Source organism: Shouchella tritolerans (assembly GCF_025770735.1).
GTDB classification, from domain to species: Bacteria; Bacillota; Bacilli; order Bacillales; family Bacillaceae_D; genus Shouchella; species Shouchella tritolerans.
The window spans coordinates 13,798-39,976 of sequence record NZ_JAODPB010000002.1 but is presented as its reverse complement, the minus strand read 5'-3'; the positions used below and the strand labels follow the sequence as shown (position 1 = coordinate 39,976).

Here is a 26,179-nt window from a genome sequence, read left to right as displayed (position 1 = left end):
GTTCCCCCTCCAATTATTAAGCCTTCATTTTAGCTGTTTCAAAATGGATAGAAAGCAAGTACTTCTCATCCTCATGCAAATCCGTCAATCTGTTGCACACTTTTTCTGCCATTTCGATTGATTGCTTAGATACTTCCTGAAATAGATGTTTATCGACAGGCTCGATTCGTTCCTTATGGGTGGAACGGTAGACCATCGCTGAAAGATGGGACAATAACGATAGCTTCTGCGCGTCTGTCATCTGAATATGTTCTTGCCTGAATAGGTTTTCTGTAAATCGCATCACTTCCATGCATAATTCCGAGTTTTCGCTCTTACGGTATAATTCTTGCACTTTCCCTTCCATTTTCCTTCGTGTATGCCACCTTTCCAGTCTTAACGGTTATATATGGGGTAAGCACTTGATAATAGCTCAGTTGTTCGCCTTCTGAATCAATGAGCGTAGACATTCCTTCTTCTTTGAGGCCGAATATCGTCACATCTGCTATCGATCCAAGTCGAAATGTCCCTTGCTCTGTTAAATGAAGCGTATCGGCTGCTCTTTTTGTTACAGCGGCAACAACATCTGTCAATGGGTACCCTAGTGCAAGAAGCTTGGTCATCGTCACCATCAGGCTGCCTACTGGAGTTGCATAGTTGTTTTTATAAATATCTGTGCTTATCGTAAATGGGAGATCATAATTGTCCTTAAATCTTTTCATTGTTTTATAGCTAAAGCTCGAAGTGCCGTGCCCCACATCGAAGCGGACACCTCTTTCAATGGCACTTCTTGCTTCCGGAATCATGTCTCCTGATTCAGTTAAAATTCCATGCTGCTTTCCATGAAAAGCATGCGTGACAATATCCCCCTGTTGAAGAAGGGGAAAGATCTCATGTAAAGGCGGCGGTGGATTCCCGATATGGACCATGATTGGTTTGCCAAGCCGGTCTGCCAACTGTCTGGCGTGGACTAATGGCTTGATTCCACTGTTCTTCACAACGGAACCGCTCATACGCGCTTTTATGCCTACAAGGCTCTGCTCTTGTTGGAAGATCTCGTTTGCTTCTTTTAGCGTCATTAACTCATCTAATTTGGCAAGCTCAGATAGGCCATTACATAAGCCTTTTCGTGACAGATTTAAAAAGGCCAATATTTCTGTCTTGCTTTTTTCGATCACGGTTTCCTTAAAGATTGGATAGTTCTCGTACCCAGCACTGCCGGCATCGACGATTGTCGTGACTCCCTGATCGATCCCTACTAAATCGGGCTCAATCCCCAGCTCGGTATAATCTTCAAAAACATGAGCATGTAAGTCGATCAAACCTGGCGCAACATAATGATTGGTTGCATCGATATACTGAATCTCTCCACCTACCTGTATCACATCTTCTACTGCAGTAAAAACACCATTGATGATGCCAATCTCTTTTTTGCTAATCGTTGAGGTTTCCGGGTCAATCACTAAGCCGTTCTGGATGATGATGCCTTGATTCATACAATCACTTCCATTTTTTTAAGTACTGTAAAAGAGTAATGATTTCAGCTTCGTGAACATGTAAATCTTTGTCCTTTAAAATTTGCTGCACGCTATGGAACATTTTCTCGTCGCTGTCTAGCATCTGATAATTTGCATATAGGTACTGATCGTATTGCTTATCAAAGTAATAGCGGTGAACCATTAGAAAAACGTGCATCATAAACGCATTTTTCCATCTTTCTTCTGATTTAATTGGAAAGGCTTCCAATAATGCGTGAGCAGCTTCAAAGCCTTTTAAAATAATCTCCTGGCTGAGGTTCTCACTATCTTCACTTATCGTAAACTCATTGTTCTCCAGCAGCTCGTTCGTCTGCTCATCGTCTGAACCGATCATCGCTCGGACTTGTTTGCGAATTTCCTCGATATCTCTTTTTGCAGGCAGCGGCTCGACAACGACAACAGGAACGGCGGCTTCCACCGGAAAAACGCTGATGATCAAATCCACCTCTTCGGCCTGACAAATCTCTTCCACTTCAAGCAAGGAACAATAACAGACAATATCGACGGCAGGAATTTCTTTTTCTACCCGATTTTTGATTAACCGGGCAACCCCTCTTCCTGTTGAACATACATATAAAACTTTTAGTTTCTTTTTTGGTTTAAATGTATTTTCATAAGAAACGAGGAAGTGCAAAACAATAAAAGAGATAAAAGAATCTTGGGCTACCAATGTGTGTTGTTTCACATACTTGCGGCAAGCTTCCTTGACGCTTTGAAATAGAGACGCATGGTTTCTTTTCACTTCGTCCTCCATTGGGTTCATTTCATTTAAATAAAATGAGCCATTTTGAAGCCTCAGTGACAAATGAGAGAGCAGATTGCTATAAAGTTTAGGATCCTTTTTATAGTTGATTCCTTCTTGCTCGCCTACATACTGAATCATCTTCTCGGTAATGTCGACGATGTCCATTTGTTCAGATGCTTTTTCTATATTTCCTGATACATACGCGTATTCTTCCTCGAGCAACGGCAACTGCATATCTGTGTAGACCTTCTCCATCACGGTCACTAGAAACAAGGAGAGATCATCTTGGTCATGAGAGCGCTCCAACATCCGATAGCTATGAATGGTACGCCCCATCGTTAATCTTTTAACCGAAAAGGTGAGCCGCAGTAGGAATTTCAACAAATCAGAGAGCCGCAACAAAGACGCCAAGGATGGCGAATAGAACGCGCTCATATGACTTTCAGCTATTTCATAAATAGGTTTTAATGGCTCTTCCAATATCGTGCCAATCTCGATTTGCCGCTCTTTTTTCGTAATTCGAGTCGTCAGCTTATAGATTTGATAATCATCTAAGCTGTTGTAAATAATATGCTCAAGCATCAGCCGCAGCTGCAGTTCATTGCCATGAAGGCGATACCCTGTTCTTTGCTTTCGCTCCAACTCAATATTCCATGACTTTAAAAACTCGTCTACATGATTCAAATCGCTTAAAATCGTGTTTCTGCTCACCGCTAGCATCTCCGATAACCGAGCAGCCGTTTTATAATCATTCGTCCATAACAGGGTCAGAATAATCTTTCTGACACGCATCGTTTGATCTGGGTAAATTTGCGATCGCTTGAATTGTGCCAAAATCCGCCTTAATTCAGCACGCTCCCGATCACTGCATTGAAGCCAAATCCCCTTGCTTGTCTGGGAATTGACGATCGTCCCTTGCAACTTAAACCATTTGCGAACATTTTCAAGGTCATACTTAATCGCTCTTGTGCTCACCCCAAACTCGATTGACAAATCTTTGATTCTAATCGGAGCTTTCGTATTCAACAGCTTATTTGTTAAATGAAATTCCCTTGCGCTTAGCATGATTTCACCACTCTACTAGTAGTCGTGATTCATAATCGATTATAGATTAATTATAAGTACATTTACCTACAACGGACAGACAAAATTACTTCCCCATCCTTAGTGAAATCCCTTGAATAAGGAGCAATGGTAGAAAAAATGGTCGAGCTAAGACAAAATGGGAGCAGCGATCAGACTTGATCTCTACTCCCACTCTAGTTTTAACGTTTTTATACCGGCAACCGTGTTGTAACTCCTAATAGCTCTTGCCTTAATTGGATCGATCCTTTCTTTCCATTCCATCTACCCTGAAACCATACAGCCTTATCGGTCCCACCAGTCCAGACAGCAACGATTTCCTGTCGTAACGGTTAGCCAAGCTGTTCGTAACGGATACATGCAAAACATTTGTGCCTGGTCGCAAGTACTGGCCAATTTCGAACACGTAAGGCTTCCAGAATTGAACGCCAGCTTCTTTTCCATTCACCGACAATCGAGCGATTTCGTACACATTGCCTAAATCTAGTCTCCATAAAAGAATCTGGAACGGCTCTTCGATCTCGAATGTAGTCTCGTAAACAACCGTTCCCGAGAAATTTGACAAGCCTTCCCAGTTCGTCCATGAAGATAGCGCAGCTAATTCACCCTTCCACGGCCCCTCGATCACCCGCCAGCCTTGAGATAAATCTAATATTGCCTTCTGTTTTCTTACAGGCTGCTTTCTGCCCTGTTGCTGTGGCCGACTCGGATCAACGGCAACGATTAAGCATTCTCTCCGCTCTACGGATATAGGTACGGCTAGATGATCCGCCGCCTGTTCACCGATTGCGGCGTCATACGCTCCTGTCCAAGGACGCCAATATTCGATAAGTCCCCCTTGATTCATACGCAGCTTTCCTTGAAATGCTGTTTCCCCTTCGTTCACGATGACATAAAATAACCGCCCCTGTTTTTCGATTCGACTGATCCGTATAGAGGAAGAAGCAGGCTTTATTTCATAATTGGTCCCAAGCATTCCAGTTAACAATGCCGGAACCTCCGTTTCTTGTCCCACCTGCCATTGTCCAATGTCTGGAGAATTAACGTCCTTTGCAGTGAGCTCGAATATGCAGCCTCCTTCCTCAACAAACTTCTTGAGGCGTTGCCAACTAGAATGGGCCAGCTGATAGCCACGCTCGATCAATATCGCCTCATAGCAATACCCGGCGATTTTGATCGTTCCATTGCTAATTTCGCAGCAATCGTTCAACAATTGTTCTTCTAAGTAGTTAAATTCGATTTGAGACTCGTACAGCGGCTTAACGATACGCCACGGCAAGAAAGAATCGCCGACAAGAACAGCCACTTTGGCACTGTTCAAAGAATCAGTCATTAGCCAGGACAGCCGCTTCATATAGCGGGAGAACTTGGCGTATTCCGGCCACCAACTATTATTCGGCCCGACATCTGGCGGCCTCTCGTCTCTCCGTTCTCCTCGAATGGAATAATAAAAAGCATGGGGGATAATGAGATTGACACCGCGAACAAACAACCAATCCAAGTACCACTTCATGTTGTCGGCACTAAGGGACCAACCGCCTTCAACGCCGCAAACGCCGAAACATTCATTTGCATTCCGCCGTTTATTGCGGTGGCGAGCCGAATCAGACGAGCATTTGCCCATTGTGCTATGAACGCCTGTCAGCGCTTTGTTCTCCTCAGGGGCGATATAGCGCCACACGATGTCTTGACCAGGAATATGAAAATGAGAAAGCAGTCCAATATCGTCGCTTCCAGCAGGATGTCCAGTCAGCCCAATGCCATGCCCCTCGCACCAATCGGCTAACGGCTTGTAATAAGTCTGGTTTAAACGGCGTCGAATTGCTCCAGCAAAACGGGAACGAATGGCACCGGTCTCTTCCCCAGCATCCAACCAAAGCGCCGGCAAATCCCGCTCGTCGCCACCATCTGCCACATAGTCACTTAAAAACGATCTCGTCCATGGCTTTAAGCCAGGTACATGCCCTCGGCCAAGCAAATCCGGTTCGTCCGTGAACATGGCGATAATCGTTGTGCCAAAATAGTCGCTAAATTTTTCATAATAGCGTTCATGCGTGAGTCTCATAAACGATTGCACTGCATCTAAGTTTAACAAATCTGCGGCCAGTGGCGCATCAGGCTCTCCGTCGTCCTGTCCAGGATGAACACCGCGTATCGTCCCCCGTGATGGCGTATCGACAAAGGCCAATACCGACCAGTCGCCTTGCTTCGGTGGAGCAAATTCAACTACACCGCTCTCACAAAAAAGAACGACTGCACTGCCCGCCTCGATCTGATGCTCCGACAGCTTACGCACGGCTTGGATAGAAACGAGCGATTCACCTTGCTGCAAGGAAATGGGAAGCCGCACAAATTGATTTTGACACGGGTACTCCCTAAGCTCCAACCCCCTGCTAGCATAGGCGCCATTTTCTTTAACGACCATCCCACAGGCGGAACCAGAAGGGTACATGCCCTCATCGTACAAAATCACTTTCATGCCCAACTTCTCGGCTTCCGATAAGGCGACCTCAATCATCTCCATAAAGGGATCCGACAAATATGGCATTTCTCGAGGCAAGCCCATCCGCGGATGAAGAACGAAACCGCTAACCTCCTTCGCATGGAAATCTTGAATTTGCCGAAGGATCTCCTCCCTTGACAGCTTGTCGTTCCAAAACCAAAACGGGATCGGTGTGAATTCATCTGATGGCCGCAAAAACTGCTGTTTTAGGTTTTCAAATGCATGCATCTTCACCTAACCCCTTTCGCGGTCCCGCTTAGACTAGAACGGGGCAATTCCGTTCTAGAATGAAGACAAATGCTCGCATACGTCGTCGTTTGCGCACGGCCATCCTGCCATGTGTTTTCTATTAATCTCAGTAATTCAACAATCTCTCAGGCCTTATAAAAGAAGCTACTAATACGCACCAACTTCGCCATTATGCATTCATACGGATGGCCAACAATGATATTGGCCACCCTCGGCGTGCTCGATTTGTTCGTTTCATCTTCATGGTTCAACGCGAATGAACCATGGCCTGGTCCTTCCCATTTCGATTACTGGCAATCCGTTCACGCCCCTAAGAACGATTGCTTCTGTTTAATAATCCATACATCACGGCCTGCAATCTCCTCTTGTTCGCCACCGAGCGTACGGCCGCTCAGCAGCTCAACGCCAGCACGTTCGCCAAGCTTGATACTGACAGGGTTCTCGTTATGATTGAGTACGAAAAGATACGATTGACCTTCCTTTGAACGAAGCGTCGTTTCCACTCCTACTGGCGTATCGTTAATGAGAGGGTGAATGCCAATGGAAGAGCATAGCTGAGACAACCAATCTTGCAGGAACGACGCTTCCGGGCTAGTCGCCACATACCAGGCTTGGCCTGCCCCAAATTTGTTCACAGTCAGAACTGGCATGCCCCGGTAAAAATCGTCGCCGTACACCGCTTTAACCTCGGCTCCTTCTGAATGGATCAAGTCGCAAAGAATGCCGCACTCGTATTCCGATTTTAATCCAGAAGCTGGCTCTGAGAGGACAATCCGGTTACGTTGATCCGGAAGCAAGGCGTCAATTTCCTCCGCCCATATGCCAAGCAGTTTCCGAAGTTCGCCAGGATATCCGCCTGTTTTAACTAGATCATTCTCGTCGACGATGCCACTGAAAAAGGTTGTGATGAGCGAGCCGCCGCCATGTACATATTTTTCAAGCTTGTCAGCTATACCTGCTTTCACCATATACATCACAGGGGCAATGACAAGATCATACCTACTCAAATCGGCATCCACGCCGACAACGTCCACCGAGATGCCTAAACGGTAAAGGGCATCATAATATTTATGGACTTCGTCCACGTAGCGAAGATCGATCGACGGGCCGCTGGACATTTCGACCGCCCACCAGTTCTCCCAATCAAACAGCAATGCGACTTTCGCCTGGACGTTAGCATCGAGAAGCGTATCGCCAAGCTTGCCAAGCTCCTGCCCGAGCGTAGCACATTCTCGAAAAACACGGGTATGCTCATGGCCGACATGCTCGATCACGGCACCATGATATTTTTCGCAGGCTCCGATTGACCGGCGAAGCTGGAAAAATAGAATCGTATCGGCTCCCCGCGCCGCTGCTTGGTAACTCCATAGCCTCATGACACCAGGACGTTTAAGCGAGTTGTACGGCTGCCAATTTTGCTGACTCGGCGTCTGTTCCATCAGCATGAACGGCTGTCCATGCTTCAAACCGCGCATCAAGTCGTGCATCATCCCCGTGTAACTGTGAGGCGTATCAAACCGTGGGTAATTGTCCCATGATACGACATCCATATGCTTTGCCCATTTATGGTAGTCCAGTTTTTTAAAGGCGCCCATCAGATTGGTCGTGACAGGAATGGACGGCGTATGCTTTTTGACTGCTTCGTATTCCAGCTTGTAGCATTCGAGCAAACTGTCGGAATGGAAGCGCATATAGTCGAGGGAGATTCCTTGGAAATTCGTCTCCGTCCGCCCGTTCGCACCTGTCCACTCCTCGCTCAGTCCGCTAGGCAAAACGATGTCTTCCCAACTATGGAACGTGTGCCCCCAAAATCCGGTATTCCAGGCTCGATTCACTTCATCAAGGGAACCGTAACGCGCCTTCGCCCATTCTCGGAAAGCGGTTTCACAATTATCGCAGTAACAATTGCCTGCCCCGCCATACTCGTTGTTAATATGCCAAATAAGCAAAGCTGGATGATCTTTATAACGCTCGGCAAGCTTTTCTGCTATGCGAACTGCATACTTACGGTAAGTCGGGCTGTTCGGACAGGAATTATGACGTCCGCCGAACTTTCGTTTGCGCCCGTAAAAGTCAACTTGGAGCACATCAGGGTACTTGCGCGCCATCCAAGCCGGATGGGCGGCCGTGCTCGTCGCAAGGCAGACGCCAATCCCGTCTTCATGCAGCTTATCCATCATCGTATCAAGCCAGCCGAAGTCATATGTATTCTCGTCCGGTTGGTTTTTTGCCCAAGCGAACACATTGAGCGTCACCACGTCGATCCCCGCCAGTTTAAACATACGTAAATCTTCATCCCAAACCGATGAATCCCATTGGTCAGGATTGTAATCACCGCCGTACCAAATCTTCGGTTTTTTCGCATTAATCATCTTGCCACACCTCGCCATATATGATAAAACTGCATTTAATAGTTTAATCATATGTGTTGTAATCGTTAGATCCAATATAAAATTGATGTACACGTATATAAGAATATGGAGGTATGTAAGATGCGTCGAGCCGTCCCTGCCACCCCATCGGAGCTGTTGCCCTTGCAGCTAGAGACAATCGGCATTCAATATAACCAAGAACCGATGACAAGGCCACATGGGTACCCGTGTTACCATTGGCTTCAAACGCTGGCAGGAGAAGGCGAACTGTCGATGAACGGGCGCACCTGGAACATGCCAGAACGATCAGGCATTCTCCTCGCGCCAGGCACCCCCCACCACTACAAGCCAAGAAGCGACAGCTGGCAAACCGGTTACATCACGTTTCACGGGAGCACGGCTGGGACCATCGTCCAATCACTGGGATGGAGCATCATTGAACACTTTCAGTGGGGGGCTGGCCACGATCCAATCACCCACCAGATGAAAAGCTTGCTTGCCTTTGCCGAATCTGGCGGCGATCCGTCGGGATGGCGCTACTCCGCGGACTTATACCGCTTCCTGACATTGCTTCGAACAGAAGCCCGCACCGATAAACGGCCACCTATCTCCAAACAGCTAGATCGAGTCCATGACTTGCTTCACTGGCTCGAACAAGAATACGCCAACCCAGAAATCGGATTGGCGGAAATGGCGGCGCAGCTCGGCATCGGGAAACGGCAGCTGAACGAACGCTTTCGCGATCTATTCGGCCAGACGGCATACGCTTATTTGATCCAATTAAGGCTCCGCAAAGCAAAAGAATGGCTTCCTTCCCGTCCCGACTGGACCGTTCGCCGCATCGGGGAAGCGGTCGGCTTTCGCGATGCGAGCCACTTCGTCGCCACGTTCCGGCAGAAAGAAGGGATGACGCCAGAGACGTATCGGAAACTGTATGCCGCAAAGCCGGGGAAAAATAGGGAGTTGGATTAGTGGGGGGCTGCCAGCACTCTTCTTACACTCCTATTCCCTTGCAGCTCAAGGCCAAAATCGAGAAAAGGGATAGTGACTACCTTTCCTTTTAAGGTGACAAGAATGGTTGTAGAAGTAACGAGATCTTTTTACCTTTATAGACCTGGTGAAGCTCATATTTTGCTTTTGAAATCAGTTTTTTTTTCATAAATAAGATCATTAAGTAGGTTTCAGTCGTTCTTCTGCCTTCTCTACCTGAACGATAATGGTTTCTACCAAATTTCCTCGCCGTTAGTTTAACGGGTACATTGGTTAAGTGGCCTTCCCATTCACTAGTGTGTTCAAGCCAGCTTACTATGAGCATACTCTTATATGAGCTCCTGCTTATCTGACGCTAGCGGATTACTGACGTCAGATTAACTGGTTAACATTTATATTAGGAAAAATGCTTACCTGCTGTAATTGTAGTTCCCCATTCACCCATTGTTGTGTAAAAACTAAACTCTCTTCCTGACAGAAATTCTGCAGCTCTCATTAAGGGACCTTGACGGTAAGCTTTGGATGCTTCTTCTGCTAGCCAAGTTTCCTTAGAGCAGTTCCATATTTCATAAAACACCATTTCATCAGGATTATCAACATTTTCATGAACAATGGCATTTACAAATGTCGGTTCTTTTGACATAGTGTCAAACAATGTCTTCAAATTTGCAAAAAAAGCCTGCTTGTCTGAATTAGGTTTTAATTGGAGGTGTGCAATGATTACAATCTGTTCTGTATTATTCATTTAAAAGCTCCTTTAGTTGAATTTTTTTATAATTCAATAATTAAGCGTAATAAAGAACTGTCGAGGCCCCTATCCTCTCTGCTGTTTTGCACCGAACTAAAAATAAGTTTAGCTTTGTGCCATTCCCCCATCTACTGTTTAGATACTGCTTTTCTCCGAGGCAAGGACTATTATGCCTCTCTTGCCAAACGCAGCTCAGTGGAACGTTATCTTTAGCGGATTCAAGGACTTAATCCAAACGACTCTCCAAACAGATCGTCGTAAAACAGCGGCAAGAATACCGTTGTTTCAACCAAAAAAATAAAAATTGTAGTGGGAGCTTATCAAGCCTCCACCAAGATCATCACGTCTTACTTAACGAGTAACATTTGTCAATTGGCTTCCCCATTCACCGATAGGCTCAAGCCAGCTAACAATTCTGTCATCAATTAAACTAGTAAGAGCCTCTTCGTATTCTTTGCGATAAGGCTTTGGAAATTCTTCCTGTATCCAACTATCTCTTGTACCTTGCCAGATTTCATAAATAACAAGATCATTCGAATTATCGATATCATCGGAGACGATGGCCGTTACGAAGGTAGGTTCGTTTATGAAATTGTTAATCATTGCAAAGAGACTGTCGCGGAAAATTTCTTTCTTACCTGGTTTTATTTTGAAACGGATATTTAGAATAACTTGATTTGTGGACATAGTCACACCCCTTTAACATGTTTTTGAAACCTCATTCCTTCCCTATATCGCACAAGAGTCATTATGAATCAAAAGTGTCAAATTGAAAAGTACACACTTTTTAGTTATATAGTAACCAAAAAGTAATAATTGTGTTTTCCATTGTAGTCATACACGCATTCCTTGATTAAAAATGAAATGAAAACTACATTTTTGGGACTATGGTGATCCACTTCGCTCAATAACTTCATCCACTCCAGAAATTCTACTATATTATTATTGGTTATTGTAAATTGGACTAGGCTTTGGATTTATGAACGTTAATTCAGATAAAAACTAGAATGTCCCCACGCATTTCTTTCAACAAATGAGATGCGTGGGGACATTCGTACATCGTTATACGTTTAATCCATATGCAAAATTTCGAATTCATCTTGGGCGAATGAGCTCTCTGCATAAATTCCACCCCAATTGCAAAGTGCTTCCAAAATAGATTCAAGAGATTGACCAAGTTCAGTAGTTGAATACTCGACTTTCGGAGGTACTTGATTATACATTTTTCTAAGTATGAGCCCACTCATTTCTAATTCTCTAAGCGTTTGAATAAGCATTTTTTGAGTAATACTTGGTATCAGTCTCTTTAACTCACTCGTCCGCTTTGGTCCTTTTATCAAATAATACAAAACAAGAGCCTTCCACTTTCCTCCAATTACATCTAAAGTAACCTCTAAGCCACAGTAATAAGTTTTCATTTTTGAAATAACACCTCCCGTTATCAATATCCATTTTTTGTTTTCCTCTTATTTTCGATAATTTATTAACGATCAGAAGTAATTTTGTCTCTCTGTGCCTCATCCTGTAAAGACAAACTACATATAATGACCTATTTCCAAGTCAATGTACTCAATACATTCGATGTCTCTTCCCAGATCTTCATATATGGACCGTTTGTTAAGAAGTTTGTTTACTCTCTTTCCAATCAACGTTATTGAGACTTGAAAATGTAGTCCATACATTCCTTTCTATTGATAAATTAACATGAAGCACTTGCTTCAGGAATGGTAATTAAAATCACCAAAACGGACCATCATTGCTCGGAATCGGCATCATTGATGGTCATTTCTTTCACAAAGCGTAGCGTGTCAACAGCCCACCCGTTCAGCAACTTCCGGATCATCCTCTGTATACCAAATTAGACGCATGCCCTTGCCATCTTCACTCTCAAAAAACTCAAGCTCTGTCGCCGTCTGTTCTTCATAATAACGGGTCGATGTCAGTGGCAGCAACGATAATATCATCCCATTACCTAACCTCATATAGAGCTTATCCTGCTCTACGTATACTGCTACGTCAAGTGAATCTCCCGTCTCGTTGGCAAATCTGTACTTTCCAAGCTGCGCCTCTACGTTTTTCGGATCGAGGGGAATGACTTTCTTTATCTCTAAAGGGCGCGGTACATCGTAATCTTCTCCAGCCATAATCTGTTCGAGGCTTTTCACCAACTGCTGCGTGTACCCATGATCGCGCTCTCCATTTTGTAGCATAATCAATGTCATATCACGATCAATATAGCGTTTGAACCATGTAGAGTATCCCGGCCATCCTCCGGTGTGGTGAGCGATGTTCCCAAACCGATCGTCATGTTCAATTAGCCAGCCTATTCCATAGGGAAATGTTTCACCATTATTCATCTTCACTGGCGAAAACATCAGTTGACGCAGCATGGGATCAATGAACTCATTATCATACAAGGCTCGATCCAATCGCAACAAATCGCCAACTGTACTGTTGACCATCCCATCCCCTTGCAAGCCGTCTAAATATTGGACGTAATTTAGTTCAGGCACTTCATCAGGCAGGACATATCCGCCATGTCCAATCCGATAGACGTAGCCCCAAGCATAATCATTAGGCACAGGCCCCGGATCCACCCGACGATTATACACTTGCGTTCGCGTCATCCCAAGCGGTTGAAAGATCTGCTCGTCCAAAAAGTCGCCATAACGCTGGCCACTAATCCGCTCAATCAGGATAGCTAGCACAATATAGCCCGTGTTGCTGTACATCCAACTCTCATTAGGAGCGAACAACGGATCAGGCTGATGCTCAATCAGCATACGCAACACATCCTCATTGCGAGCATAACGCGTAGGATCCCACACATTTGCAAATAACTCCATGTAATCAGGCAAGCCCGATGTATGGCTTAACAAATGCCGTATGGTGATTCCTGGATATGGCAATTCGGGGATCCAGTTAGCGATCGGATCATCCCAGTGCAATTGCCCTAGTTGCTGCAAACGGACAATGCCTAGAGCCGTAATCGGTTTGGATACAGAAGCGAGTTCGAACATGGAGTCCGTCGTCAAATCGCGTGATCCACTGTCGCTGTATTCTGCTACCCCCATCGCTTCACAGACTATTGCTTTCCCACCAACAGCTATAAGAACGACGCCATTGAAACTCCCTTGCTTTTTGACTTCTTGTGATAATGCCGTAAATTGTTGTTGCATCTTTTCTTTTTTCACTATTTTGCACCTCAGTTTAATTGTGAGTGAACGATCACACTCTACGAAACTTTCATGATTCCGTAGTAATAATCGCCTTATGAGATTCGCCGTTTTTACTATTTAGCTCGCCTTGTTCAGTCAACGTATATTTAGATAAATAATGTTTCAATGCCTTATCCAGCCAAGCGCTCTCCCTTTCATTGAATGGCATCTCCACTAATTGATCAAGTTGGGTATACTGTTCCTCATCCAAATTTCCAAAATTGTCAATTGCCTTCTGGTCAATATAAGTCATCGCCCAGTTCACATAAGCACCGATCACAGTTTCAGCCTCCTGGGAATCGCTTGGACCTTCTGATAATCGTTTGACATCTCGGGAGAAACGAACCGTTTCCGCATCCATTTTCTTTATCGCCTCCGCTGACCGATCAAACAGCGTTTGTGCTGTATACTCGGATAGATGGTTCGCCACCCATTCCCGTTGCATGTCTTCCTGATTCATATTACGAATCAGACTGAACAATAGCGGATGTTCCAATTGATCCTCAGCCTGAACGATTGCAATCATACGGCCTATCAGTTCAAGTGATTGTGTTATCTGAACAAGCTTTACTTCTAATGCCTGCTGTTGCAACCTCAACATCTCAACCAGAGATTGATCATATTTGGGGAGTTTCAGCAGTTCACCGATTTGGGTTAGACTGAAGCCAAGCAACTTCAAATTCAATATTTTCTGTAATTCCACCATGTCCTCAATCTTATATACCCGATGTCCGTTTTCCTGTCTAAAGGGTTTTAGAAGACCTAACTCCTCATAATAATGCAACGTTCTTACCGAGATGCCCGTCAGTTTTGAAAATTCACCAATTGAATACGTTTCATCCATTTGATTGCCTCCTTTCATCCCCATTGTAATACCTACAGTAACTGTAGGCGCAAGCTTTAAAAAGCAACAAATATTTGTGGGGTATATCCATTGTTAGATGAGATGCAGGGTTTAACATGATTTGCTAGAAAGAGATAGGAAGCCTAGAATAGGAGTTGAATAAATGAGTGCTAAAGTTATTGCTATTAGTGGAGTAACTGCTGGACTTTAGTAAAGGAATTTCCGAGCGCATGCGCTTTTTATTTTGACAATTATGAATTGGAAAATGCTCCAGATGTGAAAGAAATTCTAAACAAACCAGCTGATTATTTTAATGCTTATAGATTAGATATGATGATGAACGACTTGAAGGAAGTACAAGACAAATATGATTATATTTTTCTAGATTATCCAATCGGTTATGAAAATAAACAAATGGGTATGTACATAGATAAAGTCATTTATATAAAAACCCCCTTGGATATCACCTTTGCAAGATATCTACTTAGAGATTTTCCTAATTTTTCTGGCAATGACATTTTAAAATGGGCCAAATGTTATTTAGTAGAAGCAAGACCGATATTTATTACACATGAAGAGATCGTCAGCAAACATGCCGATTATGTAATGGATGGCACACTTGAAGTAGAAAAACAAGTAGCACAAATAAAACAGTTATTAGCCTAAAGACGATCTGACCAACAATGGCGGTATCAAAACAATCCCATTACGTAGAAAAAGCCCGTTCCTTCTACCGTTAGGCATTACGCCGATTTACTCTGTTCATTGTGATCAGTTCATTGTGATGAGTTTATAGCCACACTATTATGCAAACCGCCCATCTTTGACGCAATATAGCAAACATTATTTATGCATAGTATAAATGGTAGAAATACGGAAATAACGGTCTCCTTTGTTTAGTTTATGACTTATCGAATCGTTCCGGTCGTCTTTTAGCCAAGGGGATACCATTGTCTCATCTTAACTTAATCTTTCCTTTAAATTTCCCAAGTTTCTTTCATACACTTCATTAAAACTGAACACGAAACGCCTAGATTCCTTTAAAGCCATGACGTCTCAAACATTCAAGTATATGACCGATTGGCAACAAATTCATAAGCACGGTATACGTACAATAAGGAGTGAACATTACCATTTGCATGAATGTAGTACGATGAGGTTGCAGAATGAGTGAAGGGATATTCTAAAGGGGAGATGAATGGCCATGAATCGAATCATTCCAATCATGCCTTGCCAATCCATTAAGGAACAAGCCGCATTTTACGAAGCGTTGGGCTTTACGACACTTCAAAGGTCTACACGTCCTAATCCGTATCTTTCGATGGGATATGGCGAATTGGAAATCCACTTTTATGGAAGCAAGAAAACGATACCTGCAGAAAACGCGACAATGTGTTACGTCAAAGTAGATGATGTCGAATGGATCTATAAGGAATTCACTTCAAACCTGAAGAAAAACATCGGCAAAGTTCCCCGCTCCGGTTATCCCCGCATTTCTAAATTGAAGGATTTAACGGACGACCAAAGATTTATCGTTACTGACATTAGCGGTAATACGCTATATATCGGAACACCCTATGACGAACGGCCGGACTCGGTGTTTTGGCGATCGCTCGAAAGTGCTAAATATGCCAAGCATTTTGAAGTCCTTTATGATTTGACGTATTCCAAAGAGGATTATCGGACTGCGCAAAACATGCTGGACAAGTTCTTTCCCCCGATAACCGACACATTCGATGCTTGCACACTCGATTGGGCGAAGGTGCTATTGGTCACATTGGATCTTCATAAACTAAGTAGCCAGACGATTCATAAGTCCATCAGCGACAAGCTTCAAGAATTACTTAAAACAAATGGTCCACTGACTCCAGAATGGAATAAAATCAAGCAAAAGTATGAGGATATCCTGAAAGGCGAATAAAGGTGGTTAATGTTCCATGGCTGTCGCTGGCGGTCATTGTAAGGGTACACGAGCAGATCGACAAACACTCAGAAGTATTCCCTTGCATTCGGCTTGTTCGACAGGGTGTTTCAGCGTACAGCTCGCTTTTATGTAGCTAAAACCAAGTAAGTGTGACAGGAAACAAATCGGCAAAGATTCGAATTAAAGTTGAATAATTTTGCAAGGTTGACATCCGATGAAGCCCTAAATTGCCTACGGCTATCCCTCGGTTATTGTGGAGCAAGAGTCGTTTCACAACTATCAACCACTAGAAACAACCGCGGTCAATTACCGGCAGATCCGAAACATTGTCAACGAGGTATCTTATTGTTATAACGTTATTCTATTTTTAAGTCAAAACAAGAAGAGACATTGGCGGCACAACTTCTCGAAAGCTACCAACTAGAGAACATGGAAAGTAGTCCTTACACCCTTGCTGTGAGTCAAATGAACAGTCCACTCAGCTAATTAAATCCAATTAGCTTCTGATTAGTCCTGTCAGGAAAATGCAACTCTAAGCAAACACACCCCCAACTTTGGTTGAGGGCGTGTTATATGTTTTATTTATCTAAATTTTCAATAGCATAATCGGCTTCTTCTTGTGTAAATTTTTCACCGTGTTCAGAAGTCAATTGGTCTTTTATCGCGTCTGGTGACATATCCATTGTGTCTTGATAAATTTTTGCTTTTTCCAAGGCACTTTTATTAAAATCGGCCTTTATATTGTCAATTGCGTACTGTGCTTCGTCGGCAGTAAATTTCTCACCGTATTCAGAAATCAGCTGGTCATAAATTCCTTGTTTTGACATGTGCATTGTTTCTGCGTACGATTCAGCCTTTTTTAAAGCATTTGCTTTCCAGTCAAATTCAAGAGTATCCATTGCATACTCAGCAGCTTCTGCGGAAAACTTTTCACCATTTTCTGCAGTTAATTGGTCATAAATAGCAGTTTTGGACATGCTCATCGTTTTTGCATACGATTCTGCTTTATTTAAAGCAGAATTATATTCCGCTGGAACGTCATCCTCTGCTTTCGCCTCTTCATTTTTTGATTCCTCTTCTATCTCTTCTTTCTCTTCTATCTCTTCTTTCTTTTCTGACGTATCCTTAGCTGATTCGGTAACAGCCGGCTTACTTTCAGCTTGGTTTGAGTCCGCGTTTTCATCATTAATGCCATTGACAGCAGCCCCAATGATAATAATCGCAATTACCCAAACCCACCATTTTTTATAAAACGGCTTTTTAACTTTTTCCTTTGCCATTATGTAGGTTCCCCCTATAAGATTACTAGATTACAATAACAGAAACAATTTTAACATACCTGAAAATTTATTGGAATACGATGTCTCGACATTTATAGTATTAAAGTTCCATTTCTGAAGTCTGATATCCAAAAAGTCATCGAATAATGTTAAGAAATCTTTTACCTAAATCCATACATATAACAACCCCCCCTATCTGTAACTACGTTCTATCATGAAACACCGTTAATGTAATTTTAGTTGTTTCCGACTCTTTTCTTATTTCCTCCCAATCTATCATTTTAATAGCACCACCACCTCCGAATTTAATTCATAAAAAAAGAGCCCTCAGGCTCTCAGGCTCTAAAATTAGTGGTCATCAAAACTGTCAAAAGTGTAAAGATTATCGCCGTTTCGATAACCAAAGCACATTCCTCTCCAGGTTAGGTAAATAGTTGGTTGGAGAGGAGGACGGCGATAAAATATAAATGGTTCTGGAGCTACCATCTCCGTTTTACCCTCACCACGTTCCATGCCACCACAGGAGCGGTCCGGAGGCGTAACGACTTCTCTTCAGGGCAATTATTATTCGTCCCCTAGAATCATTTTATCTAGCGGCGTGCCGACAAGCACCATTGGGTACACGTTCTCATTGGTCGGGATGACGAACTCGACGAGCACAGGTCCTGTTGTCTGCAGCGCCTCAAGCCAGACCTTAGAGGCTTCAGCCTTGCGTGACCCTTATCCCTTGTTTCCATATAATTCCGCAAGCTTGACGAAGTCCGGACTGCCGGACAGATCAATCTGGGTGTAGCGTCGTTCGTACGTCAATTCCTGCTGCTGCTTAACCATGCCGAGTACCTGGTTATCCAAAACCACGATTTTGACTGGTATATGATGAAGCGCGCAGATCGCCATCTTCATGCCGGATTCGGTACCAGGGCTCCATGGTATCCGCGTAACTGAACCGTGTCTGCTGGACGACACGCCATCCGCTGGTTGATTACGTCTTTTGGAATATCGATCAACACAGGATCTTTGCGTCCCGTATTTGCGATGCAGAACGCTTCATGAATGATGCGAGGAAGGTCGTGTACATTGCGAACCATGTAGCTGTGCTTCGTAATCGGCATCGTGATGCTAATAATGTCCGCTTCCCGAAAAGCATCCGTGCCCATGAAGGTCGTAGATACGTTATCCGTTATGACCACCAGCAGCACCGAATCCATATAGGCTGTTCCTGTTGTATTTATTTTGTTCTAGTACAGGTAAGTTTAACCCATTCGTGCTCCAGGTGAGAATTCACTGTTTCGAAAAATATAAAATTGCCGGCAACACTACATGATCAACAATCTCTTCCAATTTCTGATGCGACACCAATCCATTTTCAAGCATAAACGTATAGCGAATTTGCTCAAAAAGAATGAGTTTGGTCGCTTTAGGTGGGAATTTTGTGATTTCCCCCCGTTGTATGGCCCGTTGAAGAACGTCATCCATAATTTTAATATTGGAATCCGTTGCTTCGGCCAACATCTGGCCTGTCCGTTCTCGCTCCTGCTGGTTAATCATCTCCGAAAACAGCATTTTAAACAATCTAAACGGTCCATTGTTGGACTCCAAAATAAAATGTTGACCAACATATACTAAATGATCACGGAGACTGCCCCTGTCAAAATCCAGATTCTCGAATCTCCCTTTCGATTGTTGCATCCGTTGCCGGACAGCTGCAAACGCTAAATCAAACGGGGTATCCCAATAACGATAAACCACCGAACGACTGGTTTTCGCCTCACGAGCAATACGCGTAAAATTAATCGCACTATACCCTTCCGTCTCCAGCAGACGATACGTTGCTGCATAAATATCATTTTGTAATTGGTCGCCGCGGCGGCGGCTTTTATTTGATTCCGTCATCACTCATTCTCTCCTTGTACGTTCATTATACAACAAACTGTATCTTAAATAAATAAGATCCATGTATGTATCTAATTGACTTTTTAAGATACATTGATGTATCCTAATCGTAAAATAAGATACACTAATGTATTTAAAGGAGAGGTAATAATGAAAGTTATTGTTTTGGGCGCATCGCACGGGGGGATTGAAGCGGTTGAAGCGTTACAATTGATTTGTCCGAAAGCAAACGTTCAATGGTATGACAAAGGAGACTTCTTTTCCATTCCGACGAAGGATCTTGAATCCATTCAACAACAAGGAGTATCCATTTTCGGTAATGCTGAAATAACTAAAGTAGAACCTGGCCATCACCAAGTGGAAATATTCAATCATGCGACAGGGAAAACGCGCAAGGAGGGTTATGACAAAATCATTTTAAGTCCTGGTGCAAAGCCATTTATTCCTCCTGTCCCTGGACAGCATTTAAAAAACATCGGTACGATGAGCAGTCGACAAGATCTATTCAATATGAGAAGACATGCTGCAGATCCAGATATTAAAAACGTTGTTATTGTTGGCGCAGGATACATTGGGACTGGAGCAGCTTCATTATTTGCCGAATCAGGGAAAAAAGTTACGTTAATGGACATCAACAATCGTCCTTTAAGCTCCTATTTAGATAAAGAATTTACGGATGTACTTGAAAAAGAAATGATAGATCGAGATGTGGAATTGGCACTGGGTAACTCGATCACCGAATTTGTCGGTGATGAAAATGATAGAGTCATCGAGGTTGTAACTACAAAAGGCACCTATTCAGCTGACTTGGTCATCTTGTCTGCCGGCAATCGTCCCAACACGGAATGGTTGCGAGGCGCAGGGAATTATTGCCGGATGGCAGAATTAAAACAGATGAATACATGCGTACAAGTGATCCCGATATTTTCGCCATTGGGGATGCAACAACAGTTTGGTACAATCCCGGGAAAATGCGGATGAATGTTTCATTAGGAACCAACGCGCGTCGTCAAGCACATTATGCAGTAAAAAATTTATTCGAAGCCATTCATCCGCTTCCTGGTGTACAAGGCTCTTCAGGTGCGCATATTTTCGATTATTATTTCGCTACAACTGGTTTGAATGATAAAACGGCAAAAAAGCTGGGCATTGAAATAAAATCCGTTTACTTGGAACAAGAGATAGCCCTGTTTTCTCCGGAGACGACCGTTATGTTCAAACTGGTTTACGATCCAACAACTTTAGAGATTTTAGGGGGACAAATCATGTCTACAGTTGATTTGACTGCTACTATCAATACGGTCTCCCTTGCGATTCAAACCGGATGCACATTAGAACAATTGGCCTATGCCGACTTCTTCTTTCAGCCAGAATTAAACACACCATGGAATGTAATAAATACAGCAGGATTAAAAGCATTACTACAAGAGAAATTAATGTAACTTTCATTTCACATTAATGCACCTGATCGTGAAGAGGATCACGCTGGACGACAGGAAGCACATCGGCAGCGTCGAGCTCACCTTCAACGAAGAGACCGAAAAGTATTTTTTAAGCTTAGCCCCTTCCGCTGAAACAATAGCGCAAGGGGCTTTTCCTTTATCCTGATAGGTCTTACCTTTCTTAATAATTCTGAGCAAGATCCTCAAAAGAACCGGATCCCGCTATCCGTGTCTTTTTGGCCTTGACATGCGTTCCATGATCAAGGCTACCCCGCGCCTGCTAAAAAATCGGATCATTTGAGCCATAAAGTAATTGTTACGACCATCAATGATGTAACTTCGTCCCTGGTCAATCCCGCGAAATCCGGCCTGGACAACCTTCTCCGGGGTCGAGAGCTTTTGGCCCGCACCCATTTCCTTGCTACCTACCGCATCGAAGAAACCCGTCTCGGTTGCACCAGGGCACAGTGCGAGCACGCGAACGCCTCGCCCACGCATTTCCGCCCATAGTGCCTCAGAGAAGGACAATACAAATGCTTTGGTAGCCCCATAAACGGCCGAATAAGCACAAGGCATAAACGCGGCCATCGATGCCACGTTAACGATGACTCCATCCTCTCGCTTCAGCATATTAGGCAGCAACCGGTGCGTAAGATCGACTAACGCAGCCGTGTTCAGCATAATCTCCTCCTGCTCGCGCTCCGGGGCTATTTCCTCGAAACGGCCATAAGTGCCAACGCCTGCGTTGTTGATGAGAATATCCACGGACAACCCCAGTTCGGAAATTTGTTCGACCAGTTGGCGCGGGGCGTTCGCTTTGGACAAATCGCAAGCCAATGCATAAGCCTGTACGCCATACTGGCGGTTGATTTCCCTAGCCATTGAATCCAGTTTGTCCTGGGAGCGCGCTACCAGAACGACATGACAGCCTTGTGCCGCCAATTCGTTGGCATACGCTTTCCCAATCCCGGATGAAGCACCGGTGACTACTGCTAGCTTGTTTTGATAAGTATACCTGTTCAAGAAAAAACCCCCTATTTAGCACTTCTCTGACATAAATTATCTTCATCGTACTGTCGATAGGCATCGGTTAACCACACCATGTTTATACTATTAGCGGGATTAATAGCCTCAGTACTCGTTTTGGTTCTCTTTTGTAGAGACGGCATTCAATAGAGACTATAATAATCTTGTATAGAGTGCTTTTAGCCGATTTGGTTAATAGCGATATGTATCTTCCATATGATTAAATAGAGGTGACCCACTTGAAAATGAATCGTTCCTCATCCGTATTAGGTGACTTCCTTAAATCTCGCAGAGAAAGGTTGCAGCCTTCAGAGGTCGGGATTCAGCCGCTGCCTGGACGAAGACGCACTCCGGGACTTCGAAGAGAAGAAGTCTCTTATCTTGCCAATATAAGCGTGACTTACTATGCTTGGCTGGAGCAAGGCAAGGAGGTTAATCCTTCGCCGGAAGTGCTGCTAAGTATCAGCAAAGCGCTTCAGCTTGACGAAGATGAGCGGAAGCATCTATTCGATCTGGCCAATGTAGATGTGGCGGACGTCGTCACAGTGCCAAGTAACGGGGGGCCGGATACGGGAGTTCTGCAGAAAATCGTCAATCAACTGCATTATCCTTCTTTTATCACGGACGAAGGTACGGATGTTATCGTCTGGAATCGGGCGGCTGAACTGATCGTAGCCGATTTCGGCAGTCTGCCGGACAACGAACGGAATATGATGGACATTATGTTTTTAAAGCCTGATTACCGCAACAGACTGGTGAATTGGGAAGGTGCTGCCCGTTACGCTGTAGCCGTTCTGCGGGCAAGCTTCGATCTTTACAAGAACAACCCGTTATATATGGAACGGTTTGAACGCTTGATGCGGGAAAGCGTGGAGTTCGTACATTTCTGGGAGCTATATGAAATCAAACAAAAACGCGTAGCCACGGCTTTATTCCGTGTTCCTAACGCACAGGAGATGGAGTTCGAGCTCCATTCCGCGGCTGTAATCGATAATGACCCGGGACTGCACTGGTGTTTCTTTGTTCCGGTGCCCGGTTCAGGCACGGAGAAGAGATTATTGCGTTTACTTGAGCAAGACAGGCAGCTACCGTAGACTGTTACTCCTGTTAATAGAATAGACGTGCTGTGGCTAGCACCCTCCAGTTGTTTGTATGATTCAGTGGAAGACAACGATTGTAGTATGCAAACATGGTTCATTTCAGGAGCGTCAGGAGGCTTGGCTTCACGTATAACTCGCCGATTGCTTGAGAGGGGGGAGCGTGTAGCTGCAACGGTACGCAAGCCGGGGGTGCTGGATGACTTGCAGTAACAGTATGGCTCACAACTTTGGCAGATCAAATGGATGTCGGCAATCCGGATAAAATGGCGCAGCAGATTATCCACCGAGTCGACCAAGGAGAGGGTCCGAAACGTATGGCGTGGGGCAGTGACGCCTATGAGCAAATCCGGGCAGCCCTGCTGGACAAACTGGCCGCTCTGGAATCACAGAAAGAGCTGGCTTACTCCACTGATTCAGATGATGTGGTAAAACAATTTTAAAGGACACCAACTTAGCGTAGGGATTAACGTTACGGAGGAAATAGAGCATATGCAGGGGTTTATGCTAGGATCAGAGCCACTTTCGAAAATCAACAGGCTTGGCTTCATTTAGGATGTGCTGAAAACCAAATCGCTTTATGGTATGGTTTGAGAAAACGATAGAGCGTTTTATTAGTTAAATATTTCATTTATGCCAGTGTACCACACCGGCTGGAGGGATATAATGACGATGTATTAAGAAGAGGAGGGAAATCATTTTGACTATTGAACGTTTTCAAATCCAGGTCTCTGATGAAATCCTGAACGATCTGCAATACAGAATCCATCACATCCGTTGGCCGGATCAATTGGAAAATGCGGATTGGGAACGGGGCACGGAATTAAATTACTTAAAATCGTTAGTTTCGTATTGGAGGGAGCATTATGATTGGCGCGCACAAGAAGCCAAGTTGAACCGCTTCTCCCAGTTTCGCTGCAAGATCGATGGGATCGACGTGCACTTCGTACATGAACGCGGTAAAGGTCCTGACCCTTTGCCCCTGATTCTTTCTCACGGATGGCCCGACAGTTACCTTCGTTACCAAAAAATCATCCCGCTACTTACAGATCCGGCCAGCCATGGCGGCAACCCCGAGGACGCTTTTGACGTAATCGTCCCTTCATTACCTGGCTTTGGATTCTCCAGCCGCCCTAAACATCCCGGGGTCAACAATTTTCGTGTCGCCGAAATGTGGGTTAAGCTCATGACCGAAGAATTAGGCTACAGTAAATTCGCTGCCGCCGGTGGGGATATGGGCTCCGGTGTGACCAGATACCTGGCGGCAAACCATCCCGAACGGTTATACGGAATCCATCTGACCGATATCGGGATTATCCGAGATCTCATAGCTTCATCTAATCAGGCCACGCTTTCAGAAGAAGAGCGGCAATACAAGAATAATGCTTCGGCATGGATGGCTCAGGAGGGCGGCTATATGTCCATTCAATCGACGCGCCCCCAAACCCTCGCATATGGACTTTCCGACTCGCCCGTAGGTTTGGCCGGTTGGATGATGGAGAAATTCCGATCATGGAGCGATTGTAACGGCGATCTTGCGCAAAAATTCAGCAAGGATGAACTCCTTACGCATATTATGGTGTATTGGGTGACGAACACCATAGGATCGACAGCGCATATGTATTATGATAATGCACATTCTTTGCCGCCAATCGGCTACATCGAGGTTCCGACTGGCCTTGCCCTATTCCCGGCGGATATCCTGTTGCCGCCCAAGGAATGGGCCATGCGCAACCTGAATGTAACCCGCTGGACTTCGATGCCCCGCGGCGGACATTTTACCGCTCTAGAGGAACCTGAGCTTTTTGCCGATGACATTCGCGCATTCTTCAGACCTTTTAGAACAAAAAACTGGTGAATCAGAACCGTTTCGAAATAAATCTAAATACACTGTCTAGCAGATAATAAGAAAAGTAGACGGACCGTGGTCATCCCCTGATCCTGCATCATGTTGCCGCTCAGTTCCCCTGTCGGGAAACGAGCGGCTTTCTCTTGACCTTGCAGGCACCTTTGGCCGGATTAATTGACAATTCTTATCAACCACGGTTTTGTTACAAAAGGTATTTACTTTAATTAAATACCTTTTTAACAAAGTCAATAAGCTTGGACTTTAAGGCATCACCGTGCTCTCCCCTATGGTACATATCTGTTCCGTGATAACCACTCTCATCCACAATTAGCTCTTTATCCGTTGCTCCGGATGCTTGATATAATTGGCGCACTTCTTTTTCAATTGAGCCTCCATAATCGCCAGGTGAAAAAACAAACATGGATGGTGCTTTAATCTTCTCAACGCTCGGAATTGAATCAAGGGGCCCACATTGTGCAGGAGAAGAAAGAATAATCAGCCCCTCAATAGGCAGCGCCTGACGAACGCCTGCAATGATTGCTGTACTACCGCCACATGATGCTCCTGCCAAAAATACTCTTTTTGCACCCAATCGTTCGAGCTCACCTAAGGCAGCATCTGCATCACGATCTATATTCTGATTATCCTCCGGAAAATTCTGTGAGGCACCATGATTACGATATTCAGGAATAACAACCAGATACCCACTGTCAGCCAGTTCAGTTCCCATGTCAAGAAAAGAGCAAATGTTATAACCTTGCTCGTGTGCAAGCAGGACTCCTTTATCTCCACTGCCAAGCACAAGTGCAGACAGATACACCCCATCACTGGTTGTTAATGTAGTTGCTTTATTGCGCAGCTCATCCGGAACACAAGTATTCACAAGATGCCCGTTAGAAGACTTCACCGAACGGTCCGGCCAGGCAGGATCATAATCAACCGGTTTGTTTGGTGGTATGTCCTTCACTTCGGCAACTGGTGTTTCAGGTACAGCATTTTCTACAGGTTTCGTATTTTGAGGTTGATCAGATAAAGATTGATTTTCATTTGAAAATATAGGCATTTTGGTGGAGCATCCTGTAATCGTTAATAATAAAATGAGCAATACAAATACCATTTTTGTTCTTTTAGAAAATACGTTCATTGATTTTCTACACCACCAACTATTACTGAAATTATAAGTGATTATTGAGCCTATTCCATTCGTTCTACTACAAACCCGTTCTGCATACAGATTTGGGTAAAGGTCCGCGTCCAATGCCACCTTGCCATCCGTAACTTCGCATTTGGGATGGCCCGCTTTTTCCCGTCCCATTAGGCCCCATAATCGCATGAATCTCGCCGCCATGAACCTCCAGTGTGAGCCCTTTTAAAATCTACTTCCCTTCAATCTTGGATC

Annotated in this window: 21 protein-coding genes and 3 pseudogenes; 8 read left to right on the top strand and 16 right to left on the bottom strand. The window is 44.4% G+C overall.

Going from position 1 to position 26,179, the window contains the following annotated elements; genetic code table 11:
- Nucleotides 1–16: 16 nt before the first annotated feature.
- The 5 genes from N6H06_RS06480 to N6H06_RS06460 form a co-directional block, all read right to left on the bottom strand.
- Nucleotides 17–334: a PRD domain-containing protein gene (locus N6H06_RS06480; protein WP_193754486.1), complete on the bottom strand. Its 318-nt coding sequence runs from the start codon at nucleotides 332–334 to the stop codon at nucleotides 17–19.
- Nucleotides 315–1,475: an amidohydrolase/deacetylase family metallohydrolase gene (locus tag N6H06_RS06475; RefSeq protein ID WP_263705899.1), complete on the bottom strand. Its 1,161-nt coding sequence runs from the start codon at nucleotides 1,473–1,475 to the stop codon at nucleotides 315–317. Before N6H06_RS06475 ends, N6H06_RS06480 begins: the two co-directional genes overlap by 20 nt.
- A gap of 4 nt (nucleotides 1,476–1,479) precedes the next feature.
- Entirely contained in the window at nucleotides 1,480–3,327 is a 1,848-nt protein-coding gene (locus N6H06_RS06470; RefSeq protein ID WP_263705898.1) for a BglG family transcription antiterminator, read from the bottom strand.
- 250 nt (nucleotides 3,328–3,577) lie between these two features.
- Nucleotides 3,578–6,076, bottom strand: a complete 2,499-nt coding sequence (locus tag N6H06_RS06465) for a glycosylhydrolase-like jelly roll fold domain-containing protein (protein WP_263705897.1) — start codon at nucleotides 6,074–6,076, stop codon at nucleotides 3,578–3,580.
- A gap of 323 nt (nucleotides 6,077–6,399) precedes the next feature.
- Nucleotides 6,400–8,469, bottom strand: coding sequence for a beta-galactosidase (locus tag N6H06_RS06460; protein WP_263705896.1), 2,070 nt, complete (start codon nucleotides 8,467–8,469; stop codon nucleotides 6,400–6,402).
- A 120-nt stretch (nucleotides 8,470–8,589) separates the two neighbouring features.
- Here N6H06_RS06460 and N6H06_RS06455 point away from each other — a divergent pair, with 120 nt between their 5' ends.
- Nucleotides 8,590–9,441, top strand: coding sequence for an AraC family transcriptional regulator (locus N6H06_RS06455; RefSeq protein ID WP_263705895.1), 852 nt, complete (start codon nucleotides 8,590–8,592; stop codon nucleotides 9,439–9,441).
- Nucleotides 9,442–9,856: 415 nt separating this feature from the next.
- Here N6H06_RS06455 and N6H06_RS06450 read toward each other — a convergent pair whose 3' ends face one another.
- From N6H06_RS06450 to N6H06_RS06430, 5 genes are all read right to left on the bottom strand, one after another.
- Nucleotides 9,857–10,204 (bottom strand): putative quinol monooxygenase, encoded by a 348-nt coding sequence (locus N6H06_RS06450; protein WP_062747829.1) that lies wholly within the window; start codon nucleotides 10,202–10,204, stop codon nucleotides 9,857–9,859.
- Between the two features lie 354 nt (nucleotides 10,205–10,558).
- Complete coding sequence (locus N6H06_RS06445; protein ID WP_263705894.1) at nucleotides 10,559–10,894, bottom strand: putative quinol monooxygenase; 336 nt, start codon at nucleotides 10,892–10,894, stop codon at nucleotides 10,559–10,561.
- Between the two features lie 383 nt (nucleotides 10,895–11,277).
- Nucleotides 11,278–11,625 (bottom strand): winged helix-turn-helix transcriptional regulator, encoded by a 348-nt coding sequence (locus N6H06_RS06440; RefSeq protein WP_062747833.1) that lies wholly within the window; start codon nucleotides 11,623–11,625, stop codon nucleotides 11,278–11,280.
- A 390-nt stretch (nucleotides 11,626–12,015) separates the two neighbouring features.
- Nucleotides 12,016–13,401 carry a serine hydrolase domain-containing protein gene (locus N6H06_RS06435; RefSeq protein WP_263705893.1) on the bottom strand — a complete coding sequence of 462 codons (1,386 nt, stop codon included), beginning with the start codon at nucleotides 13,399–13,401 and terminating at the stop codon, nucleotides 12,016–12,018.
- Nucleotides 13,402–13,453: 52 nt separating this feature from the next.
- On the bottom strand, nucleotides 13,454–14,269 hold the full coding sequence (locus N6H06_RS06430) for a MerR family transcriptional regulator (protein WP_263705892.1): 816 nt from the start codon (nucleotides 14,267–14,269) through the stop codon (nucleotides 13,454–13,456).
- 276 nt (nucleotides 14,270–14,545) lie between these two features.
- Between N6H06_RS06430 and N6H06_RS06425 the strand changes: the two genes are divergently transcribed.
- Complete coding sequence (locus N6H06_RS06425) at nucleotides 14,546–14,935, top strand: nucleoside/nucleotide kinase family protein (RefSeq protein ID WP_263705891.1); 390 nt, start codon at nucleotides 14,546–14,548, stop codon at nucleotides 14,933–14,935.
- 532 nt (nucleotides 14,936–15,467) lie between these two features.
- Nucleotides 15,468–16,190, top strand: a complete 723-nt coding sequence (locus N6H06_RS06420; RefSeq protein WP_263705890.1) for a VOC family protein — start codon at nucleotides 15,468–15,470, stop codon at nucleotides 16,188–16,190.
- 581 nt (nucleotides 16,191–16,771) lie between these two features.
- Here the strand turns inward: N6H06_RS06420 and N6H06_RS06415 are convergent.
- From N6H06_RS06415 to N6H06_RS06405, 3 genes and pseudogenes are all read right to left on the bottom strand, one after another.
- Nucleotides 16,772–17,473, bottom strand: a complete 702-nt coding sequence (locus tag N6H06_RS06415; RefSeq protein WP_062747838.1) for an Ltp family lipoprotein — start codon at nucleotides 17,471–17,473, stop codon at nucleotides 16,772–16,774.
- Nucleotides 17,474–18,037: 564 nt separating this feature from the next.
- Nucleotides 18,038–18,711: pseudogene (locus N6H06_RS06410) on the bottom strand (thiamine pyrophosphate-dependent enzyme); the annotation flags it as partial.
- 43 nt (nucleotides 18,712–18,754) lie between these two features.
- Nucleotides 18,755–19,366, bottom strand: a complete 612-nt coding sequence (locus N6H06_RS06405; RefSeq protein WP_212953047.1) for a TetR/AcrR family transcriptional regulator — start codon at nucleotides 19,364–19,366, stop codon at nucleotides 18,755–18,757.
- 96 nt (nucleotides 19,367–19,462) lie between these two features.
- On the opposite strand from N6H06_RS06405, the pseudogene N6H06_RS06400 reads away from it, so the two are divergent.
- Nucleotides 19,463–20,322 (top strand): annotated as a pseudogene (locus tag N6H06_RS06400) (NAD(P)/FAD-dependent oxidoreductase); the annotation flags it as partial.
- 21 nt (nucleotides 20,323–20,343) lie between these two features.
- Nucleotides 20,344–20,808, top strand: a complete 465-nt coding sequence (locus N6H06_RS06395; protein WP_263706327.1) for an NAD(P)/FAD-dependent oxidoreductase — start codon at nucleotides 20,344–20,346, stop codon at nucleotides 20,806–20,808.
- 222 nt (nucleotides 20,809–21,030) lie between these two features.
- On the opposite strand, the gene N6H06_RS06390 is transcribed toward N6H06_RS06395, so the two are convergent.
- Complete coding sequence (locus N6H06_RS06390; RefSeq protein ID WP_263705889.1) at nucleotides 21,031–21,831, bottom strand: SDR family NAD(P)-dependent oxidoreductase; 801 nt, start codon at nucleotides 21,829–21,831, stop codon at nucleotides 21,031–21,033.
- 248 nt (nucleotides 21,832–22,079) lie between these two features.
- Between N6H06_RS06390 and N6H06_RS06385 the strand changes: the two genes are divergently transcribed.
- From N6H06_RS06385 to N6H06_RS06375, 3 genes are all read left to right on the top strand, one after another.
- A complete protein-coding gene (locus N6H06_RS06385) occupies nucleotides 22,080–22,928 on the top strand; it encodes a helix-turn-helix transcriptional regulator (protein ID WP_238583325.1) in 849 nt (282 codons plus the stop codon).
- Between the two features lie 245 nt (nucleotides 22,929–23,173).
- Entirely contained in the window at nucleotides 23,174–23,374 is a 201-nt protein-coding gene (locus N6H06_RS06380; RefSeq protein ID WP_263705888.1) for a Rossmann-fold NAD(P)-binding domain-containing protein, read from the top strand.
- 257 nt (nucleotides 23,375–23,631) lie between these two features.
- Nucleotides 23,632–24,789 (top strand): epoxide hydrolase family protein, encoded by a 1,158-nt coding sequence (locus N6H06_RS06375; protein WP_263705887.1) that lies wholly within the window; start codon nucleotides 23,632–23,634, stop codon nucleotides 24,787–24,789.
- A 211-nt stretch (nucleotides 24,790–25,000) separates the two neighbouring features.
- Here the strand turns inward: N6H06_RS06375 and N6H06_RS06370 are convergent, their stop codons facing one another.
- Nucleotides 25,001–25,924 carry an alpha/beta hydrolase gene (locus tag N6H06_RS06370; protein WP_249413815.1) on the bottom strand — a complete coding sequence of 308 codons (924 nt, stop codon included), beginning with the start codon at nucleotides 25,922–25,924 and terminating at the stop codon, nucleotides 25,001–25,003.
- A gap of 102 nt (nucleotides 25,925–26,026) precedes the next feature.
- A pseudogene (locus N6H06_RS06365) lies at nucleotides 26,027–26,156 on the bottom strand (ATP-binding cassette domain-containing protein); the annotation flags it as partial.
- Between the last annotated feature and the right edge of the window lie 23 nt (nucleotides 26,157–26,179).

What these genes read in the sequence shown, in the direction of transcription:
- N6H06_RS06380 (WP_263705888.1), top strand. Translation starts at nt 23,174, where the DNA reads ATGGATGTCGGCAATCCGGATAAAATGGCGCAGCAGATTATCCACCGA.
- N6H06_RS06420 (WP_263705890.1), top strand. Translation starts at nt 15,468, where the DNA reads ATGGCCATGAATCGAATCATTCCAATCATGCCTTGCCAATCCATTAAG.
- N6H06_RS06445 (WP_263705894.1), bottom strand. Translation starts at nt 10,894, where the DNA reads ATGTCCACAAATCAAGTTATTCTAAATATCCGTTTCAAAATAAAACCA.
- N6H06_RS06430 (WP_263705892.1), bottom strand. Translation starts at nt 14,269, where the DNA reads ATGGATGAAACGTATTCAATTGGTGAATTTTCAAAACTGACGGGCATC.
- N6H06_RS06440 (WP_062747833.1), bottom strand. Translation starts at nt 11,625, where the DNA reads ATGAAAACTTATTACTGTGGCTTAGAGGTTACTTTAGATGTAATTGGA.
- N6H06_RS06370 (WP_249413815.1), bottom strand. Translation starts at nt 25,924, where the DNA reads ATGAACGTATTTTCTAAAAGAACAAAAATGGTATTTGTATTGCTCATT.
- N6H06_RS06450 (WP_062747829.1), bottom strand. Translation starts at nt 10,204, where the DNA reads ATGAATAATACAGAACAGATTGTAATCATTGCACACCTCCAATTAAAA.
- N6H06_RS06395 (WP_263706327.1), top strand. Translation starts at nt 20,344, where the DNA reads ATGAATGTTTCATTAGGAACCAACGCGCGTCGTCAAGCACATTATGCA.
- N6H06_RS06405 (WP_212953047.1), bottom strand. Translation starts at nt 19,366, where the DNA reads ATGACGGAATCAAATAAAAGCCGCCGCCGCGGCGACCAATTACAAAAT.
- N6H06_RS06415 (WP_062747838.1), bottom strand. Translation starts at nt 17,473, where the DNA reads ATGGCAAAGGAAAAAGTTAAAAAGCCGTTTTATAAAAAATGGTGGGTT.
- N6H06_RS06475 (WP_263705899.1), bottom strand. Translation starts at nt 1,475, where the DNA reads ATGAATCAAGGCATCATCATCCAGAACGGCTTAGTGATTGACCCGGAA.
- N6H06_RS06460 (WP_263705896.1), bottom strand. Translation starts at nt 8,469, where the DNA reads ATGATTAATGCGAAAAAACCGAAGATTTGGTACGGCGGTGATTACAAT.
- N6H06_RS06455 (WP_263705895.1), top strand. Translation starts at nt 8,590, where the DNA reads ATGCGTCGAGCCGTCCCTGCCACCCCATCGGAGCTGTTGCCCTTGCAG.
- N6H06_RS06385 (WP_238583325.1), top strand. Translation starts at nt 22,080, where the DNA reads ATGAATCGTTCCTCATCCGTATTAGGTGACTTCCTTAAATCTCGCAGA.
- N6H06_RS06465 (WP_263705897.1), bottom strand. Translation starts at nt 6,076, where the DNA reads ATGCATGCATTTGAAAACCTAAAACAGCAGTTTTTGCGGCCATCAGAT.
- N6H06_RS06470 (WP_263705898.1), bottom strand. Translation starts at nt 3,327, where the DNA reads ATGCTAAGCGCAAGGGAATTTCATTTAACAAATAAGCTGTTGAATACG.